Source organism: Tessaracoccus yangjingae (assembly GCF_055326235.1).
On the sequence record NZ_JBUZNN010000009.1, the window covers coordinates 147212 to 164411 of the forward strand.

The following is a 17200-nucleotide window of genomic DNA, read 5'->3' on the forward strand; positions in this document are numbered from 1 at the left end:
GATCACGGCTGCTCCCCCCCGTCGCGACTGGTGGGCTGAGTCCGGCTCGGACATCGTGCCGAGTCACGACCGGACCATGATGGAAGACGTCGGCGTCCCGCCGGGGCCGTGGCGTCCTTGACGAGAACATCAGTGGCCGACGACGCGGGGCCGGCCGCGGGAATTACGCTAGGTAAACCTTGGCCGAAGGTCAATATGTGTAACTCGCGGCGTGTGCCGAGCGCCGCGAATCAGCCCCGCCGCCGCCCAAAACGACGATCGACGCGCACCACTATGCGCCCACGTAGGCCGCCAGGTGCTTCCCTGTCAGGGTGCTCCGGTCCTTGACCAGCTGCGCGGGTGTGCCCTCGAAGACGACGCGGCCGCCGTCGTGGCCCGCGCCGGGGCCGAGGTCGATGATCCAGTCGGCGTGCGCCATCACCGCCTGGTGGTGTTCGATCACGATGACCGACCTCCCGGACTCCACCAGCCGGTCCAGAAGTGCCAGCAGGTGCGCCACGTCCGCGAGGTGGAGCCCGGTGGTGGGCTCGTCGAGCACGTAGATGCTGCCCTTGTCCGCCATGGCGACGGCGAGCTTGAGCCGCTGCCGCTCGCCGCCGGACAGGGTGGTGAGCGGCTGACCGAGTGAGACGTAGCCCAGCCCCACGTCGTTGAGCCGCTCGAGGATGGCGTGCGCGGCGGGGGTCTTCGTCTCGCCCGAGCCGAAGAAGTCCAGCGCCTCGGTGACGGGCATGGCCAGCACGTCGGCGATGTTCTTCCCGCCCCAGCGGTACTCGAGTACGGCCTGCTGGAATCGCTTCCCCTCGCACTCCTCGCAGGGGGTTGCCACCGTGTCCATGAAGCCCAGCTCCGTGTAGATGACGCCGGCGCCGTTGCAGGCGGGGCAGGCGCCCTCGGAGTTGGCACTGAAGAGCGCCGGCTTGGTGCCGGTGGCCTTGGCGAACGCCTTGCGGATGGGCTCGAGCAGGCCGGTGTAGGTGGCCGGGTTGCTCCGCCGTGAGCCCTTGATGGCGGTCTGGTCGATCGAGATCGCGCCCGCGTCGGCCGGCATGGAGCCGTGGATCAGCGAGCTCTTGCCCGAACCCGCCACCCCCGTCAGCACTGTGAGGACCCCCAGCGGGATGTCGACGTCGACGTCCTTGAGGTTGTTGGTCGACGCCCCCCGGATCTCCAGGGCCCCCGTGGGGGTGCGGGTGGAGTCCTTGAGCCGGGCACGGTCGTCGAGGTGGCGGCCGGTGAGCGTGTCGCTGGCCCTGAGGTCGGCGACGGTGCCCTCGAAGCAGATCTCCCCGCCCCGGGTGCCCGCGCCCGGGCCCAGGTCGACGACGTGGTCCGCGATGGCGATGGTCTCCGGCTTGTGCTCCACCACGAGCACCGTGTTGCCCTTGTCCCGCAGCGAGATCAGCAGCGTGTTCGTGCGCTCGATGTCGTGCGGGTGGAGGCCGATGGTGGGCTCGTCGAACACGTAGGTGACGTCCGTCAGCGACGACCCGAGGTGCCGGATCATCTTCACCCGCTGCGCCTCGCCTCCCGACAGCGTGCCGGAAGGGCGCTCCAGCGAGAGGTATCCCAGCCCGATCTCGACGAACGAGTCGAGGAGGTGCTGCAGATTCCTCAGCAGTGGCGCAGCGGACGGCTTGTCGAGCCCGCGGATCCAGGCCGCGAGATCCGTCAGCTGCATCGCGCACGCGTCCGCGATGCTCACGCCGTCGATCTTCGACGCGCGGGCCCCCTCGGACAGCCGCGTGCCCGCACACTCGGGGCAGGTGTCGAACTTCACGGCCCGCTCGACGAAGGCGCGGATGTGCGGCTGCATCGCGTCCGGGTCCTTGGCCAGGAAGGACTTCTGGATCTTCGGCACCAGCCCCTCGTAGGTGAGGTTCATGTTGTCGATCTTGATCTTGGTGGGCTGCTTGTAGAGCAGATCGTCGAGCTCGCGCTTGGAGTAGTCCTTGATCAGCTTGTCGCCGTCGAGGAAGCCCGACTGGGAGAAGATCCGCACGTACCACCCGTCGGTGCTGTAGCCGGGGATGGTGAGCGCGCCGCCGCTCAGCGATTTGTTCTCGTCGTAGAGCTGGGTGAGGTCGATGTCGGAGACGTTGCCCTTGCCCTCGCAGCGGGGGCACATGCCGCCGACGAGGGTGTAGGTCTTCGCCTCCTTCTGGACGCGCCCCGCCTTCTCCGTCTTGATCATTCCCGAGCCCGTCACCGAGGGCACGTTGAACGAGTAGGCCTGCGGCGAGCCGATGTGCGGCTGACCCAGCTTGCTGAACAGGATCCGCAGCAGGGCGTTGGCGTCGGTGACCGTGCCGACGGTGGAGCGCACGTTGGCGCCCATCCGCTCCTGGTCCACGATGATGGCCGTGGTCAGGCCGTCGAGGTGGTCCACGTCCGGCCGCGACAGCGTGGGCATGAAGCCCTGCACGAACGCGCTGTAGGTCTCGTTGATCATCCGCTGGGACTCGGCGGCGATGGTGCTGAACACCAGGGAGCTCTTGCCGGACCCCGAGACGCCGGTGAACACGGTCAGCCGGCGCTTCGGGAGCTCGACGTCGATGTCCTTGAGGTTGTTCTCGCGGGCGCCCTGGACGCGGATCATGTCGTGGCTGTCTGCCGGATGCGCTGCTGTGCTCACCGCGCGATCCTGCCACTCACAAGCGCCGTTGACCAGAGCCGGTCACTGATGATCGGCGGCGAGGAACGCGTCGATCTGGTTGATGGCGCCGGTGGCGCCCTCGATCATGCCCATGTCGAGCACCTGCTGCAGGCCCTCGACGGTGGCGTACACCGAGTCGTAGACCACGCGGGTGCCGCCGTCGTGGCTGGTGAACGAGTAGGTGTTGATCCCCACCGGCAGCGACTCGTCCGGCGTGAAGTCCTCGTTGGCGAACCCGTCGGCGAAGGTGAAGCTGCTGAGCTCCTGGACGTCGGTCACGTCCCAGTAGCCGTAGTACTTCTCCCCGTCCGGGCCGGTCATGAAGTAGGTGGTCCGGCCCCCGGGGGTGAGGGCGTGGTCCACGAATGTGGCCGGGTGGGTGGGCGGGCCCCAGACCTTCTCGAGCTGCCGGGGGTCCGAGTAGAGCTGCCACAGGCGTTCGACGGGGGCCGCGAACTCCGCGGTCATGGTCAGGCGGCGTTGGTCCAGGTACTTCTGGACGTCGATGACTGGCATGGTCACTCCTGGGGTGTGGTGGGGGTGGGTGGTGTGTCGGCGAGGAGATCGTCGATGCGGGCCACGCGGCCGCGCCAGATGCCTTCGAGTTCGGTGAGCATGCTGCCCACCGAGCGCACCGCCTCGACGTTGCCGCTGGCGAGGGACTCGCGCCCCTGCCGGCGACGCGAGACGAGCGCGGACCTTTCGAGCACCGTGATGTGCTTGTGGACGGCGGCGAAGCTCATGTCGTAGTGCGCAGCCAGGGACGTGATCGACTGCTCGCCGGCAAGGACGCGACGCAGGATGTCGCGGCGTGTCCGGTCCGCGAGCGCGTGGAACAGGGCGTCTGCCCGTTCCTCCTCGATCACCGTCATAGCCCTATATTCAACCGAATGGTTATATGTTGTCAAGGGTCTGGCGGGACGGGCTGCAGGAATCTACCCATGCAGCGACATCTCGGCATATGCGCGGATGCCGCCGTATGGGTAGATTCCTGCAGCCGCTGTGGCGCCCGGAGTGGTGCAGGGGCAGCCGGTGGGCGCCCCTCAGAGGTCGGCCGCGTAGACGCGGACGGGGAGGCCCGTGCGGCTGAGAGTCTCGCGGTCGAGGACGAGCCCCGCCTTCTCCGCGACCCTCTGGGAGGCCGCGTTGGCCGGGTGGATGATCGCGATCAGGCGACGGTGGCCCAGCGAGCGGGCGAGGTCGCGGCTGGCGGCCGCGGCCTCCGTCGCCAGTCCGCGACCCTGTAGCCTCGGCACCACGTGGTAGCCCACCTCGAGCTCCTCCCGGCCGTCGATGAGCTGCCAGGTGAGCCCGCAGTCGCCCACGAAGCCGCCGTCGGGGGTGGTGATGGTCCACAGCCCCAGCCCGTCACGGGCGTAGTTGCGCTCGTTCCACTCGATCCACCCGGCCGCCTCCTCACGGGTCTTGGGGCGCGGGTAGTAGGCCATGACCTCGGGATCCCCGAGGAGCGCGGCCATGTCGTCGAGGTCGGCCTCGCCCATCCGTCGGAAGACCAGCCGATCCGCCATGGGGACGGGCGAGCGCGCGTCCCAGACCCACTCGTCCTCGCCGTCGAACGGGTGGTGCGGGCCGGGCATGGCGAGTCCGAGCTTCTGCGCGAGGCGCCGGGACGAGGCGTTGCGGGGGTGGATGAACGCCGAGAGCCGAAGGATGCCGGCGGCGCGCAACCCGCGCACCAGGACCCGCATGGCCTCCGTGGCGTACCCGCGGCCCTGGTGGGGGATGCCGATCACCCACGCGAGTGTCGCGGCGGAGGCCGGCGGGTCGACGGTGGCCTGCACGAACCCCACGACGGTCCCGTCGGCCAGCCGCACCGCCCAGTTGCCCCACACGTCCGTCGACGGAGGGGGCGGCCCGGCCTCCTGCGCCCGGTAGCGGCGCTCAAGCTCCTCGACGGAGGGCGGACGGTCGCCCGTGTAGCGGTGGAGCGCCGGATCCGCGAGGACCACGGCCATGGCGGGGGCGTCGCCGACCGTCAGGGGGTCGAGCCGCAGCCGGTCCGTCCGGAGGTGAGTCCGTGCCAGGTGGCGGAGGGCGGCGTCGTCTGCGGGCATGGTGCCCACGCTACGCGCGCATACGGTTGGGGGCAGGAGGCGGCGATGGCGGTGGTCTTGATCGGGCTGGGCTCGCGCGGGGACGTGCAGCCGATGGCGGTGCTGGGCGGTGCGCTGGCGCGCCGGGGGGTGGACGCGCGCGTGGTTGCGCTGGAGGAGTACGCAGACCTCGCGGGGCGGTACGGGGCGGAGGCGGTGCCCGTCCGGGCGGATCTCGCGTCGGCGCTGGAGATGGCAGGTCGCCACCCCCGCGTGGCCGGGACGGTGGCCGGCCAGGGATTGCTGCTGCGCCGCTGGGTCTCCGAGGTGGCGGGGCCGGTGGCCGACGCGGTGCTCGCGGCCGCGCGCCCGGGAGACTCGGTGCTGGGCGGGATCCTGGGAGCGGGAGCCGCGGTGGCCGCCGCCGAGGGCCTGGGGGGCCGGGCGGCGACGATGCTGTTCACCGCCCAGCTGCCCACGCTCCACCGCGAAAGCCACTGCTTCGCGCGCTGGTTCGGGCCCTGGGACGCGTACAACCGGTGGGGGACCGGGTTGAGCTGGAGTGTCGCGGCCTCGCTGGGTGCCCCGCTCGCGGCAGAGGTCCGGAGGCGGGTGGGGCGTGGAGCGGCGGCGGACCGCCGGACCGGGGGGCGGGGCCGGCTCGGCCCCTTCGCAGGGTCCGAGCCCGTCGTCGCCGCGCTGGACAGGCACCCGGTGATCGTCGCGGCCAGCCCGACCCTTGCCCCACCGCCGCCGGATCTCCCGCCGTCTGCGCACCAGACGGGGTACCTCGATCCACCCGACGGCGACACCCCCCTCCCGGAGGACCTCGCAGCCTTCCTGGCAGAGGGCGCCCCGCCGGTCTTCGTGGGCGCCGGGAGCCTCGCCTCGACGACCGGCGACAGGGGGCTGGCGCTCCTCGCCGAGGCGTCGCGGATGTCCGGGAGGCGGATCGTGACCCTGGCGCCGACCCTCGCGCACGTGGGCTCGGCGGATGGCCGGGTGTATTCGGTCTCCGACGTGCCCTTCGAGGCGTTGTTCCCGCACACGGCCGGCGTGGTCCACCACGGCGGCGCCGGCAGCACGCACACCGGGCTGCGGTCCGGGCGGCCGTCGGTGGCGGTGCCGTTCGGGGTCGACCAGCCGTATCACGGGGAGCGTCTCGCGGCGCTGGGGGTGGGGCCGGCGCCGGTGCCGTTCCGCCGCCTCGACGCGCAGCGGCTGGCCCGGCTGATCAGCGATCTGGTCGAGGGGCCCGAGGCGCCGCGCTACCGCGCCCGCGCCGCCGAGGTGGGGGCGGTCGTGGGCGGCGAGGACGGAGTGACCAGGACGGTCGAGGCGATGGAGCGGACCGGCCTTATTGGGTAGCGCCCGTGAGGCCGGGCCGCTGGTCGGGGGCCACCTCGTCCACGGCGGGGGCCTCGCCCCGGGTGGGCGCGCCGAACGCGAGGAAGGCGAGGAACGCCAGCCCCCAGACGGCCTGCGCGTTGCCGACGAGATGCTGCTGCCAGGTCCAGCCCAGCCCTTGGAGGGCGTCCTCGTCGGGGAGGTCCCAGATGAGCCGGGTGATGAAGATCAGCAGCCCGCTCCCGGCCAGGGCCCAGGCGCCCGGGCTTCCGGTGCGCCGCGCCCAGATCAGCAGCAGCAGGATCGCGGGCCCGGCCCACACCCAGTGGTGCGACCACGACACCGGCGAGGCGAGGAGTGCGTAGAAGCCCATCGTGAGCGCCGCCGCGAACCCGTGGCCCCGGCGGAACAGGCGGGCCATCAGGGCCAGCAGCGACAGCCCCAGCACCGCCGAGAGCAGGAACCAGGTGATGGTGGCCGCGCCGTCGGTGAGGCCGAGCCGCAGAAGCACGCCGTTGATCGACTGGTTCGAGACGTAGGACAGGCCGCCGATCCGGTCGGGATCCGTGATGGTGCCGGTCCAGTAGGTGAGGGAGTGCTCCCATGCCACGAGGAACCCCAGGGCGGTGAACAGCAGGGCGGACACCGCGGCTGTGATGAGCGCGCGCCACTCCCGCTTGACGAGGAAGTAGGCCAGGAAGACGGCGGGGGTGAGCTTGATGGCCATCGCGAGGCCCGTCAGCACGCCCTGCCACGGCTTCCCGCGCCCGACGACGACGTCGACCACGATCAGCGCCATGAGGGCCACGTTGACCTGGCCGAACTCCACCGACTCGCGCACGGGCCCGAGCCAGAAGCCGATGGCCCCCGCCGCCAGGCCCGCCAGGATCAGGTCCCGACCGCGGAGCCGGGTGAACTCACGCAGTACGAGGATGAGGACCAGGACCAGCAGCCCGAGCGTGCCGAAGGAGAAGAGGAGGTTGGCGTCGCGCATAGTCAGCAGCGCGAGCGGGACGAACAGCATGGCCGCGATGGGCGGGTAGGTGAACGGCAGGTTGGCGCCGATCTCCGTGTCCGGGAGCGTGCCGTAGAGGTCTCCGCCGCGCAGCAGCGTCTCGGCGCCGAGACGGTAGACGTCGAGGTCGATCCGGTACGGCGGCGTGAGCTTGAACGTCTCGGGGAGGAACGGCACCTCGCCCGGCCTGCCGTAGACGACGGCGTAGGCGGAGATCGCCACCGCCGCGACGATCATCAGGACCCCGAGCCATGCTGCGGCTGGGCGCGTCGTCGGGCGAGTGGTCACCCGGCCATCGTATGGGCCCGCGCGCGTGCCGTGAGAATCTGGCCGAGGGACACGTCGGACGACGGTGGCCCGGCCCCCTGGGGGAGCCGGGCCACTGGGGGCTGGTCGATCAGGAGAGGACGCCCGCGTCGATCTCCTCCTGGGTCCAGTAGCCGGTGTCGACCAGTGCCTCGGTGAGGTTGTCCTGCGTGACCGTGACCACGTCGAGGAGGTAGGACGGGACCACCTTCACGCCGTTGTCGTAATCGGTGGTGTTGTTGGCCTCGGGCTCCTCGCCGGCCAGCAGCGCCTGGGCGGCGGTGACGGCCTGCTCGGCCAGGAGTCGGGTGTCCTTGAAGATGGTCGAGTACTGGACGCCGTCCTGGATCAGCTTGGTGGAGGCGATCTCGGCGTCCTGGCCGGTGACGATCGGGAAGGTGTCGGCGACGGTGCCGGAGTAGCCGTTGTTCTGCAGGGCGGTGATGATGCCGCGCGCGAGGCCGTCGTTGGCGGAGAGCACGCCGTCGACCTTCTTGTCCTGATAGTTGGCGGTGAGCAGGTCCTCCATGCGCTTCTGCGCGGTCTCCTGCTGCCAGCCGAGGGTCGCGGCCTGCTCGATGGCGGTCTGGCCGGAGACCACGACGAAGGTGCCGTCGTCGATCTTGGGCTGGATGACGCTCATGGCGCCGTCGAAGAAGAAGTGCGCGTTGTTGTCGTCCAGCGAGCCGGCGAAGAGCTCGACGTTGAACGGGCCTTCGCCGCGGGCCGCGAGGCCGTCGATGAGGGACTGGCCCTGCGCGACGCCGACCTTGAAGTTGTCGAACGAGACGTAGAAGTCCACGTTGGCGCTGTCGCGGATCAGGCGGTCGTAGGAGATGATCTTGATGCCCTGCGCGGCGGCCGTCTCGAGCTGCGGGGCCAGAGCGGTGCCGTCGATGGCGGCGATGATGAGGACCTTGACGCCCTGGGTGATCATCTGGTCGATCTGCTGGGACTGGGTGGGGATGTCGTCGTTGGCGAACTGGAGGTCCACGTCGAAGCCAACCTCTTCGAGCTGGGACTTGACGGCTTCGCCGTCGGCGATCCAGCGCTCAGTGGTCTGGGTGGGCATCGACACGCCGACGGAGCCGCCGGCCTCGCCCGCGGGCGCGCTCGCGCTGGAGCTCTCAGCTCCGGTGGAGGTTGTGGGCGCGGCGCTGGTGCCCGCGCCGCCGCCACCGCATGCGGTGAGGGCGAGAGCCAGGACCATGCCCGCGGCCGCGGTCATGAGGTGGTTGATCTTCATTCGTTCCTCCTGAGAACGTCATGGGGTCCGGGTGAACCGGGTCTCCAGTGCCTGTGAAGCGAGATGCGCATGACAGGTCTGAGGGCCCGGGTGATGCGTTCGACAACTTTGTCTCTCTCCAGTACAAAATACTGGTGGGCCTCGGAAGTGGTGTCAAGGCACGGAGTCGGCCATTTAGTTGCAGTTCAATAACAATCTCTCCTCCCTCGTGAAACGGCTTTTCGTTGCGCATCGACATCCCCGGGACTCCGGCAGGGGAGACTTGGCGCCATGGAGACGTTCACCAATGACGGACTGAGCTTCGATGTGCGCGACGCGGGCCCCCGTCGGGCCGATGCCGACCGCACCGTCGTGCTGCTGCACGGGTTTCCACAGTCGCCTGCCGCGTGGGACGCGGTGGTGCCCCTGCTGCACGAGGCGGGCATCCGCACGCTGGCGCCCGCGTTGCGCGGCTACACGGCGGGCGCGCGGCCGGCCGGTCGTCGGGCATACCGGATCGAGCGGCTCGTCGGCGACGTCTTCGCGCTACTCGGCCAGGCCGGCGTCGACGCGGCACACGTTGTCGGTCACGACTGGGGAGGAGGCATCGCGTGGGCGTCGGCGATGGCCGATCCCCGGCGGGTTCGCAGCCTGACGGTGCTGTCGACGCCGCATCCCGCGGCCATCCGTCGGGCGGTGCTGCGCTCCGGGCAGGGGCTGAAGAGCTGGTACATGCTCGCGATGCAGCTTCCGGTGCTCCCGGAGCGGCAGCTGTCGCGGCTGGTGCGGAAGGACGGCCTCGGGCGCCTGGGGGTGCCCGAGGACCTCGCCGCCGCCTACGCGGCGCAGATGACCGACTCCGAGGCGCTGCGCGGGATGATCGGCCCCTACCGCGGCCTCTTCGCCCCGGCCGGCCCCGACGCGCTGAAGCTCGACACCCCGGTGACCGTCCCCACCACCTACGTGTGGGGCAACCGCGACCCTTACCTGGGGCGCGCCGCCGCCGAGGCCACGGCGGCCCACTGCACCGGTGAGTACCGGTTCGTCGAGCTGGACGCGGGCCACTGGTTGCCGGAGAGGCGGTCCGAGCTGGTGGCCGCGGAGATCCTCCAGCGAATGGGCGTCACTGACCCCGCCGGCACCTGAGCCCGCCCGATCCGAGGATCAGCGACGGGTCTGTGCCCGGAAGGCGGACCCCCGGGTGAGCTGGGAGGGCGTGCTAGGCGGGGTCCGGCTCCATGAGGAAGTCCCAGGTCAGGCCGTGGGCGAGCACCACCAGGAGGACCAGCAGGACGCTACCCACCGTGAGCGGAGTGAACCCGGCCGCGCGGGCCAGCTCGGGCGCGACGCCGAGCACCAGGATGGCCAGATACAGCACCACGGCAACCCACCGGAACCGCCGGAATGTGCCCATGCCCGTGGTGGAACGCTCGTGGCGAAGCAGCCCGACGGTGGACCACAAACCCACGACGGCGCAGGTGCCGAAGCTGATGCGCCACAGCAGGGGGGTTTCGGGGTTGACCTGCGCCAGTGTGGCCATCAGCCCGGGGAGCAGGAACGACAGGTACGTGCCGCCCGCGAGCCGCCGTCGGCTCGGATCCGACCGCCATCCAGGCCGGCTCTGCACCACCACCCACCACAGGCCCACCAGGGTGAACGAGGTGCCGGCCAACAACGAGTAGAACGCTGACAGGTCCACAACCCACCTCCGCATCGCAGTTGGCTTCAGTGTGGGCCACTGCGCGGCCTTGGGTGGAGTGTTGGAGTGATCGGGATCGGACTGTGTGGCGCTGTCCGCGGCGTCGTGCCGGTAGTGGCGGTGACCTGTGACCGGGTTGAGCGTAGGGGGTGGCACTCGGGGACCGTCTCCGCGGTGGAGCGGCGAGGGCGGGTGATAGGAGCTCAGGCTGGAGACGCTATGCCGCCACTCGAGACCACCGGACGATCGCGGCGCGCAGGGCGGGGGTGAGGTGGCGGTGGGTGCCGCCGGGGCGAGGGTTGCCAAGACCGACGGTGGCGGAATTACACGCCGGTAGTTTTCCCCACCTGTGGACACGGCTGTGGAAAACCCCGGGCGTAGGATCGGGCCATGGCTCGACTCGACTCCTGGCTGTGGGCGGTGCGGATGTACAAGACCCGCTCGTCCGCCACGGCCGCGGTGCGCGGCGGGCACGTCCGCGTCGACGACAAGCTGGCCAAGCCGTCGCAACACGTGGTGCCCGGGCAGGTGATCCGGGTGCGCCGCGAGCAGGAGGAGAAGCTGATCCAGGTGGTTGACCCCAACCTGGAGAAGCGGGTGGGCGCGCCGATCGCGCAGGCCGCCTACCTCGACCGGACCCCGGAGAAGCCGCCGCCCATCCCGGAGATGGTGGGTCGTGTCGCCGTCCGCGACCGGGGGACGGGGCGCCCCACCAAGCGCGAGCGCCGCGACCTGGACCGCCTGCGGGACCGCTGACGCCTGTCAGGCGGGCGGCTCGGTGGGTCGGAGGATCTCCGGCGGCAACCCGTCGGGGAGCTGGCCGACCGTGTCGCGGTGCCACTGCGCGTACGCCCGCACCGCCGTCGGGAGGGTCGCGAAGATGCGCTCGGCCCCCACCTTTTCGACGAAGCCCGCCGCTGCCAACTGGTCGTACAGGTCCTGCTTGACCCGGGCCATGGTGAAGATCACATTCCGGGCCTCGAGGCGCTCGCGCAGCAGCTCCAGGGTGTCGACGGCGGTGAGGTCCACCTCCACGTTGGCCTCGGCGTTGAGCAGGAACCACCGCACGGGGTGCGGCGCGTCGTCGACCGCCTCCTCCGCCCGCCCGAGGAAGTCGTCGGCGTTGGCGAAGAACAGCGGCGAGTCGTACCGGTAGACCACCAGGCCGGGGACCTGGGTGGCGTCGGGGTAGTCGTCGATGTCGTGCATGCCCGCCACCCCCGGCGCATAGCCGAGGATGCCGTCGTGCGCGTGGGCCAGCCGCCGGATGAGGTCCAGGAGTGACAGGGCGATGGCGATGCCGATACCCCCGAGCACGCCGAACACGATGACCGCGACGGTGGTGACCGCCGTGAGCACCAGCTCGCTCCACCGGAACCGGGCGATGCGCCTGATCTCGGCGACGTCGACCAGGCGTGTCGCGGCGTAGATCACGAGCGCGCCGAGCGCGGCCATCGGGAAGGTGGACAGCACAGGGCCGGCGAACAGCAACGTGGCGACGACGGCGGTCAACGCCACCAGCGAATGCAACTGCGTCCGCGACCCCACCGCGTCCCCCAGCACCGTCCGCGACCCGCTGGAGCTCACGGGGAACCCCTGCATCACGCCGGTGGCGATGTTGGCCGCCCCGAGGGCGAGGAGCTCCTGCCCGGCGTCGATGGATTCGCGCCTCTTGGCCGCGAACGCGCGCGCGGTGAGCACGTTGTCCGAGTAGCCCACCACCGCGATGCCCGCGGCGTAGGGGAGGAGGGCCAGCAGCGACGCGTCCGCCAGCCCCGGGAGCCTGGGGGCCGGGAGGCCGGAGGGCACCTCTCCCACGACGTCCAGGCCGAACCGCTCCAGCCCGAACACGGCCACGACGCCGGCCGCCAGCAGCAGCAGGATGAGGGGGCTGGGCAGCTTCGGGGCCAGCCACCGGGCCACGAACAGGAGCACCAGGACCGCCGAGGCCATCGCCACCGTCGGAAGATGCGCTTCCTCCAGCCGGGTCACGAACTCCCAGGCGGCGCCCACCGTGGACTCCGACTCGATCTCCAGCTTCGCGACCTTCCCGAGCTGGCTGACGATCATCAGCACCGCGATCCCCGCCATGTAGCCCACCAGGACCGGCCGCGACAGCAGCGCGGCCAGGAACGACAGCCGCAGCGCCCACCCGACGAGGCACACCAGGCCGACGGCGATGGCCATCAGGGCTGCCACCTGGGCGTACCGTTCGGGCCCGCCGGCCGCGGCGGCCAGCGCGCCGACGCCGGCCGCCGTCATCAGGGCGGTGGTGGACTCGGGCCCGACGGAGAGCTGCCGCGACGATCCCAGCGCGGCGTAGACCAGCAGCGGCGCGAGGATGGCCCACAGGCCGGCGACGGCGGGGAGGCCCGCGATGACCGCGTAGGCCATCACCTGGGGGATGAGGTAGGCAGCCACCGTGACGCCCGCGACGGCGTCGCCGCGGAGCCAGCCGCGCTCATATCGGCGCAGCACGGCCACGCCGGGGAGGTAACGCTCCCAGGCGGCGGGCGTCCGCTCCGACGGCTCCATGGGCTGAATCTAGCGGCGCAGCCCGGGGCGCGAGGCCGCCACGGAGGCTCGCTGCGCAAGCCCGCTCGCTCCGACGGCCCCTTCGCGCGGTCCGGGGGTGGTGGGTGGGGTGGGGTGGTGGGGTGGCGGGGTTTGAGCCAATGGATGGGTTCGCGGGCGGGCCCACGCTCAGCTCAGGCGCGACGCGTGCCGCGAACCCATCCGTTGTCTCAAACCCCCCACCCCCACCCGGGAGGCGGGGGTCAGGGGGCGGCGGCGGGGTCGGCGTCGTGGGCGCGGTCGACGAAGTAGGAGTCGTCCATCGCCGGGTCCGGGGCGATGGGGATGTACTGCCGGCGCACCCGCGCCTGGTCCCACTGCCGACCCTCCACCTCTTCGCGGGCGGCGTTGACGGCGTCGCACTGCTCCTGGTTGAGGTAGAACTCGATGGCCTCCACGGCCTTGTCCGCGCGCAGGAACCGGTCCCCGTCCTCGCCCTCGGCGGCGGCCGCGACGAGCCGGTCCACCGCCCGCTGCACCGTCGCCCGCCGGACCCGCCGCTTGGTCTTGGGCAGCAGGTCGATCTTGCCGTCCTCGGACACGATGATCACCATGGCGCCCTTGCCCGCGCCGGCCAGGTAGCGGATGGCGGAGCTGAACCGCGACCCTCTGGAGGGGTCGCCCGTGCCCGTGGCCAGGCCGTCGAGGATGACGCCGACGGCGTGGCACTTGCCGTCGGGCGAGACCAGGACCGCGCCGTCGATGCCGGTGGCGGCGGTCAGCGCCTCGGGCCCGAGCCTGGCCGGGGTGATCGCGTAGGCCTGCGGCAGGAGCCGTTGGGCCTCGGATTCGGCCTCGGGGTGGACCACCAGCATGGTGCCGTGCGGCTGCTGGAGCGCGCCCCGGGCGATCTGCCACAGGTACCGGGCGTTGCGCGCGGACACGTCCGGGAAGACGCGGTCCACGGTGACGGCGAACTCGTCCTCGTCCAGCAGTTCGCGGGGCATCGCGGCCACGCCGTTGTCCACCCGCAGGTAGGGCACGCCGTTGTCCCACAGCTCCCAGGACCCGTTGCCCGAGATCCGCGCCTCGAAGGTGTGCTCGCGGGCGGCCGTCGGGTCCACCTTGCCGAGCCCGTAGACCTCACGGCCGTCGCAGAGGAGGTGCAGGTCGCCGACGGAGAGTTCGAGCACCTTCCGCAGCGACCGCGCCCGGCCGATCGGCACGGGATGCTCGAGCGACATCACGGTGTCGATGCCCTCCTCGCCGCGAGGCGCCAGCAGGATGGACCCCTTGCCGGCCCGTCCCTCGTACGGCTGGGCTGACACGGCGTCGAAGGCCTGGAGCGCCCCGAAGGCCAGCTCCTGGCCGGTGCGGGCCACGACGGCGGAGACGAACAGGTCCGCGGCGGAGCGCAGCACGAACTCCGGGTCGATCCGCACGATCGAGCCCGGGATCTGCCGGTCCAGCTCTCGGGAGGCTACGTCGAGCACGCTGGTGACCACCGCCTCCTGGAAGGAGCGGGAGGTGAGGAAGTCGTCGCCGGCGTCGTCGGGAAGCTGTGGCAGCTCCTTCCACTGGTCCTCCTGCAGGGCCAGCACCGGGAAGACGGTGTGATCCCCGACGGTGACGCCCACGCCGACGACGTGGATGCGGCCGCCGGCCCGGGCGGCGGCGTCGAGCTTGTCCGCCACCGCCCGACGGCGCGTCCTCGCCTCCAGCGCCGCGAGGTAGACCGGCGAGTTCTCGGCTGCCTCGTCGCGGAGGAGCCGGTTGAAGCGGCGGGTGCCGAGGGTCACCGACTGGGCGACGATGCTGCGGTCGAAGTGCCCCCGTGCGGGCTCCACCACCACGTCGGCGTCACGGTCGAGGGGGATTCCGACGACGAAGGCCCGCGCGTCGAGGCCGGTTCCGGCCGCGTCGAGGACGTCGTTGGCCACCTGTTCCAGGGAGCGGCGGTAGGTGGCCTGGCCCTCCCACAGCTCTGAGTTCACGGGCGCATCGTCCCACGTCCACTCATCGATGAACAACGTGATCCTGCCTCCCTATCCCTCCCGCCAACCTACCCGGGGGCGTCGGCGTAGGCTGGTGATCAGGAGGCTTGCGATGAAGCACGCGACGAAGAAGTGGGAGAAGTTGCCGCCGGCCGTGCGCACGGCGCTGGCGCTGGGTGGCATGGCGGACGCGGCGCTGCGGGTGTACGCGCTGGTGGACGTGGCGAGGAGGCCGGAGGCCGAGATCCACGGCTCGAAGGCCATGTGGGTGCCGGCGTTGGCCGTGGTCAGCTCGCTGGGCCTGCTGCCATGCGCGTACCTGAGGTACGGGCGCCGCACGCACTGAGTCTATACCCCTAGGGGTATAGACTGGCGGGATGGATAACCAGCTGCCGGTGTGGAATCGTGTGCTCGTCGTCGTGGCGCACCCGGATGACGAGTCGTTCGGCCTGGGAGGCGTGATCGGGCGCCTGGTCGACGACGGGGCAGACGTCAGCGTGCTGTGCCTGACCGCCGGCGAGGCGTCCACCCTCGGGGCCGCGCCGGACCTCGCACGCACCCGCGCCCTCGAGCTCGAGGCCGCCGCCGAGGTCCTCGGCTGCCGCAGCACCACGCTGCTCGCGCACCCGGATGGGGGCCTGCGCGGCCGTGAGCAGGAGTTGGTGGCCGACGTCGAGCTGGCCGTCGACACCGCCGCCCCCGATGGGCTGCTCGTGTTCGCCGTCGAGGGCGGGGTGACCGGGCATCCGGACCATGAGGCGGCCAGCCGCGCGGCGATCGCTGTCGCGGCGGGGCGCGGGCTGCCCGTGCTGGAGTGGGGGCTGCCCGAGGAGGTCGCGGCCACCCTGCGCGACGAGTTCGGTGGGGCTTTTGCCGGCCACGTCGACGAGGCGCTGCCCGTCGTCGTCACCGTCGACCGCGGCCGTCAGCTGGCGGCGGCCCACCTGCACGTGAGCCAGGCGGTCCCCGGCAGCGTGCTGTGGCGGCGGCTCGAGCTGCTGGGGGACCGCGAGCATCTCCGGCTCACGCGTCCTGCCTGACTTCACACAAGCTTCACACTTCCCGTCGAAGGAGCTTCACGTCCGGGCGGTGAACTGGATGCATCACCAACCGGTGACCCATCACAAGGAGCTCATCATGAAGCGCACAGTGTCCATCATCACCGCGGGCCTGGCGGCCGCCGCCCTGACATTCGGCGGTGCCACCCTCGCCTCGGCAGACACGTCGGCCCCCGACACCGACGAGCAGGCTTCCCTGGCATTCTCCCGCGAAGAGGAGAAGATGGCCCACGACCTCTACACCGCCTTCGGCGACAAGTACGACAGCGCCGTGTGGGACCGCATCGCACGCAGCGAGGAGCGCCACTTCGACGCGATCGGCCGCCTGCTCGAGCAGTTCGGGATCGACGATCCGAGCGAGGGCAACAAGGCCGGGGTCTACGACGACAAGGACGTCCAGAAGCTGTACGACGACTGGCTGGCACAGGGCCAGAAGTCCGAGGCGGAAGCGTTCAAGGCCGCCATCGCCCTCGAGGAGCGCGACATCGCCGACCTCAAGGTCCAGATCCAGGCCACCGACAACGACGACATCGACGCCGTGTACGAGCGCCTGCTGGCCGGCTCGGAGAACCACCTGGCCGCGTTCACGGCCTGGTCCAAGGGCGAGCCCGTGACCGGGCTGCAGCAGGGGCAGGGCATGCAGGGCCAGCAGAACACCGCCCGTCGGGCGGAGCGCAGCGCGGTCTGCGACGGCACCGGCATGACCGACGCCGACCGCGGCAACCCGGCCGCCCCGCGTGACGGCTCGGGAGACCGCCTGCTCGACGGCTCCGGCAACGACGACGCCCCGCGTCGCGGCATGAACCGCGGCAACGCCTGATCGCTGACCGACTGGACGGCGCCACCCTCAAGGGTGGCGCCGTCGCCATGCCCGGTCCGGCCAGCGGGGGCGCTTCGCGGCGCGTCAGCCCCATCCGTTAGCTGAGGTGTGAGGAGCGAAGCGACGAGCCTCGAAGCCTGGGAAACGTGAGCTGACAAGGTCACCTTTCTTAGGCTTCGAGGCCGCTGCGCGGCACCTCAGCCAGCGGGGAGGGCCGCTGCGCGGCGCCTCAGCCCCATCCGTTGGCTGAGGTGTGAGGAGCGTAGCGACGAGCCTCGAAGCCTGGGAAACGTGAGCTGACAAGGTCACCTTTCTTAGGCTTCGAGGCCGCTGCGCGGCGTCTCAGCCCCATCCGTTGGCTGAGGTGTGAGGAGCGTAGCGACGAGCCTCGAAGCTGTGAGTCTGGTGTCACCACCTCATTGGTGGTGTTGTTGGGATCGACGGTCGCGTCGTGACTCTCCTCGAAGCTGGCCCTCCGGGTGCCTTGGTCAGGACATGTCCGGCGTGAGCGT

Annotated in this window: 15 protein-coding genes; 6 read left to right on the forward strand and 9 right to left on the reverse strand. The window is 71.1% G+C overall.

From position 1 onward, the window contains the following. Positions 1-271: 271 nt before the first annotated feature. The 4 genes from ACZK5D_RS13120 to ACZK5D_RS13135 all read right to left on the reverse strand — a co-directional run bounded on the left by ACZK5D_RS13120 (position 272) and on the right by ACZK5D_RS13135 (position 4731). Positions 272-2599, reverse strand: coding sequence for an ATP-binding cassette domain-containing protein (locus ACZK5D_RS13120; RefSeq protein WP_463665611.1), 2328 nt, complete (start codon positions 2597-2599; stop codon positions 272-274). Positions 2600-2677: 78 nt separating this feature from the next. Then, positions 2678-3172: an SRPBCC family protein gene (locus ACZK5D_RS13125; protein ID WP_458995822.1), complete on the reverse strand. Its 495-nt coding sequence runs from the start codon at positions 3170-3172 to the stop codon at positions 2678-2680. Positions 3173-3174: 2 nt separating this feature from the next. Continuing rightward, entirely contained in the window at positions 3175-3528 is a 354-nt protein-coding gene (locus ACZK5D_RS13130) for an ArsR/SmtB family transcription factor (protein WP_458995823.1), read from the reverse strand. 171 nt (positions 3529-3699) lie between these two features. Next, positions 3700-4731: a GNAT family N-acetyltransferase gene (locus ACZK5D_RS13135; RefSeq protein WP_463665601.1), complete on the reverse strand. Its 1032-nt coding sequence runs from the start codon at positions 4729-4731 to the stop codon at positions 3700-3702. 45 nt (positions 4732-4776) lie between these two features. Between ACZK5D_RS13135 and ACZK5D_RS13140 the strand changes: the two genes are divergently transcribed. Next, positions 4777-6078, forward strand: a complete 1302-nt coding sequence (locus tag ACZK5D_RS13140; RefSeq protein WP_463665602.1) for a nucleotide disphospho-sugar-binding domain-containing protein — start codon at positions 4777-4779, stop codon at positions 6076-6078. Here the strand turns inward: ACZK5D_RS13140 and ACZK5D_RS13145 are convergent. After that, positions 6068-7360 (reverse strand): glycosyltransferase 87 family protein, encoded by a 1293-nt coding sequence (locus ACZK5D_RS13145; RefSeq protein WP_463665603.1) that lies wholly within the window; start codon positions 7358-7360, stop codon positions 6068-6070. The genes ACZK5D_RS13140 and ACZK5D_RS13145 overlap by 11 nt on opposite strands. A 109-nt stretch (positions 7361-7469) precedes the next feature. Further along, positions 7470-8624: a multiple monosaccharide ABC transporter substrate-binding protein gene (gene chvE / locus ACZK5D_RS13150; RefSeq protein WP_463665604.1), complete on the reverse strand. Its 1155-nt coding sequence runs from the start codon at positions 8622-8624 to the stop codon at positions 7470-7472. 270 nt (positions 8625-8894) lie between these two features. Between chvE and ACZK5D_RS13155 the strand changes: the two genes are divergently transcribed. After that, positions 8895-9749, forward strand: a complete 855-nt coding sequence (locus ACZK5D_RS13155) for an alpha/beta fold hydrolase (RefSeq protein WP_463665605.1) — start codon at positions 8895-8897, stop codon at positions 9747-9749. Positions 9750-9822: 73 nt separating this feature from the next. On the opposite strand, the gene ACZK5D_RS13160 is transcribed toward ACZK5D_RS13155, so the two are convergent. After that, entirely contained in the window at positions 9823-10317 is a 495-nt protein-coding gene (locus ACZK5D_RS13160) for a hypothetical protein (protein ID WP_458995829.1), read from the reverse strand. Positions 10318-10692: 375 nt separating this feature from the next. On the opposite strand from ACZK5D_RS13160, the gene hslR reads away from it, so the two are divergent. Further along, positions 10693-11058 carry an Hsp15 family ribosome-associated heat shock protein gene (gene hslR, locus ACZK5D_RS13165; protein ID WP_463665606.1) on the forward strand — a complete coding sequence of 122 codons (366 nt, stop codon included), beginning with the start codon at positions 10693-10695 and terminating at the stop codon, positions 11056-11058. Positions 11059-11064: 6 nt separating this feature from the next. On the opposite strand, the gene sulP is transcribed toward hslR, so the two are convergent. Then, entirely contained in the window at positions 11065-12837 is a 1773-nt protein-coding gene (gene sulP, locus ACZK5D_RS13170; protein WP_463665607.1) for a SulP family inorganic anion transporter, read from the reverse strand. 242 nt (positions 12838-13079) lie between these two features. Further along, the gene (locus tag ACZK5D_RS13175) at positions 13080-14810 is read right to left on the reverse strand and encodes a hypothetical protein (protein ID WP_463665608.1); all 1731 of its coding nucleotides are present in this window, start codon (positions 14808-14810) and stop codon (positions 13080-13082) included. 112 nt (positions 14811-14922) lie between these two features. On the opposite strand from ACZK5D_RS13175, the gene ACZK5D_RS13180 reads away from it, so the two are divergent. The 3 genes from ACZK5D_RS13180 (at position 14923) to ACZK5D_RS13190 (ending at position 16688) form a co-directional block, all read left to right on the forward strand. Then, a complete protein-coding gene (locus ACZK5D_RS13180) occupies positions 14923-15156 on the forward strand; it encodes a hypothetical protein (RefSeq protein ID WP_458995833.1) in 234 nt (77 codons plus the stop codon). 31 nt (positions 15157-15187) lie between these two features. Further along, the gene (locus tag ACZK5D_RS13185; protein WP_458995834.1) at positions 15188-15850 is read left to right on the forward strand and encodes a PIG-L deacetylase family protein; all 663 of its coding nucleotides are present in this window, start codon (positions 15188-15190) and stop codon (positions 15848-15850) included. A gap of 97 nt (positions 15851-15947) precedes the next feature. Then, complete coding sequence (locus ACZK5D_RS13190; protein ID WP_463665609.1) at positions 15948-16688, forward strand: DUF2202 domain-containing protein; 741 nt, start codon at positions 15948-15950, stop codon at positions 16686-16688. Positions 16689-17200 lie beyond the last annotated feature (512 nt).

Bases quoted from the DNA above. Each gene is read 5' to 3' on its own strand.
- chvE (WP_463665604.1), bottom strand. From the start codon at position 8,624: ATGAAGATCAACCACCTCATGACCGCGGCCGCGGGCATGGTCCTGGCT.
- ACZK5D_RS13155 (WP_463665605.1), top strand. From the start codon at position 8,895: ATGGAGACGTTCACCAATGACGGACTGAGCTTCGATGTGCGCGACGCG.
- ACZK5D_RS13160 (WP_458995829.1), bottom strand. From the start codon at position 10,317: ATGCGGAGGTGGGTTGTGGACCTGTCAGCGTTCTACTCGTTGTTGGCC.
- ACZK5D_RS13190 (WP_463665609.1), top strand. From the start codon at position 15,948: ATGAAGCGCACAGTGTCCATCATCACCGCGGGCCTGGCGGCCGCCGCC.
- hslR (WP_463665606.1), top strand. From the start codon at position 10,693: ATGGCTCGACTCGACTCCTGGCTGTGGGCGGTGCGGATGTACAAGACC.
- sulP (WP_463665607.1), bottom strand. From the start codon at position 12,837: ATGGAGCCGTCGGAGCGGACGCCCGCCGCCTGGGAGCGTTACCTCCCC.
- ACZK5D_RS13130 (WP_458995823.1), bottom strand. From the start codon at position 3,528: ATGACGGTGATCGAGGAGGAACGGGCAGACGCCCTGTTCCACGCGCTC.
- ACZK5D_RS13135 (WP_463665601.1), bottom strand. From the start codon at position 4,731: ATGCCCGCAGACGACGCCGCCCTCCGCCACCTGGCACGGACTCACCTC.
- ACZK5D_RS13125 (WP_458995822.1), bottom strand. From the start codon at position 3,172: ATGCCAGTCATCGACGTCCAGAAGTACCTGGACCAACGCCGCCTGACC.
- ACZK5D_RS13180 (WP_458995833.1), top strand. From the start codon at position 14,923: ATGAAGCACGCGACGAAGAAGTGGGAGAAGTTGCCGCCGGCCGTGCGC.
- ACZK5D_RS13185 (WP_458995834.1), top strand. From the start codon at position 15,188: ATGGATAACCAGCTGCCGGTGTGGAATCGTGTGCTCGTCGTCGTGGCG.
- ACZK5D_RS13120 (WP_463665611.1), bottom strand. From the start codon at position 2,599: ATGATCCGCGTCCAGGGCGCCCGCGAGAACAACCTCAAGGACATCGAC.
- ACZK5D_RS13140 (WP_463665602.1), top strand. From the start codon at position 4,777: ATGGCGGTGGTCTTGATCGGGCTGGGCTCGCGCGGGGACGTGCAGCCG.